At 60.3% G+C, this 600-nt stretch carries 1 pseudogene; it reads right to left on the bottom strand.

Annotated features, from left to right (window positions below):
- Positions 1 to 600: pseudogene (locus tag PMI37_RS19630) on the bottom strand (type II secretion system secretin GspD); the annotation flags it as partial.

Consider the following 600-nt stretch of genomic DNA (forward strand, 5'->3'; position numbering starts at 1 on the left):
GCGGCGCCTGCATGTCCGGCATCGCCCAGCTGTGTTCCGGCTGCAAACCACCTTGGGCACGGCGCATGAAGTCGTAGCGGTTCAGCGTAATGCTGCGTCCCGCTTCGCTGTCGCGGATGATGTACGGGCGCAGGAACACCATCAGGTTGGTCTTGGTGATTGCCCGACGTTCGTTGCGAAACAGCGCGCCGATCCCCGGCAAGCTGCCCAACCACGGCACCGCGTCATTGCTCTGGCTGTAACCGTCCTGCAGCAAACCGCCGAGAACCATGATCTGCCCGTCATCGAGCAAGATACTGGTGTCGATCGCACGTTTGTTGGTGACAATCCCCGCCGAATTGGCACTGGCCGAAGCCCGCTCATCAATGCTGCTAACTTCCTGATAGATATCGAGCTTCACCGTGCCGCCCTCGGAAATCTGCGGGCGCACGTTGAGCTTCAAACCGACCTCTTCACGGGTCACCGTCTGGAACGGATTGTTGCTGGTGCCCCCGCCGCCAGTCACGTAACTGCCGCTGACAAACGGAATGGTCTGACCGACGAAAATACTCGCCGCTTCGTTGTCCAGCGTCAGCAGGTTCGGCGTCGACAACACGTTGG

It is taken from the genome of Pseudomonas sp. GM80 (assembly GCF_000282515.1).
Classification (GTDB): domain Bacteria; phylum Pseudomonadota; class Gammaproteobacteria; order Pseudomonadales; family Pseudomonadaceae; genus Aquipseudomonas.